This is a genomic window from Candidatus Kosakonia sp. 282A-S69, from assembly GCF_029433855.1.
In the GTDB taxonomy this organism is placed as follows: Bacteria; Pseudomonadota; Gammaproteobacteria; order Enterobacterales; family Enterobacteriaceae; genus Kosakonia; species Kosakonia cowanii_A.
In genome coordinates this window covers 4,180-4,426 of sequence record NZ_JAROAU010000005.1, presented here as the reverse complement: position 1 = coordinate 4,426, position 247 = coordinate 4,180, and positions in this window count along the sequence as shown.

Below are 247 nucleotides of genomic sequence, written 5' to 3'. Positions count from 1 at the left end.
CGATGACGATGGGCGTCTCGTGCTCTGGCCACCGGGAGTGGAGCCCACGACGAGCCGCCCATACCGCCCGGCCGATGCGACCGTCCGCAGCCACACCGACACGCCGATGCCGGAACTCGTCGGGATCGCGATGACGCTGAAATCCGACGCCTCGGAGGCGGAGCGCGCCAGGCTGATCGGCCAGCGTCTCGGATTGTCCCGCATCGAAGCCGCGGCGCGGGTTCGGTTCGAGAGGGCGAGCGAACTC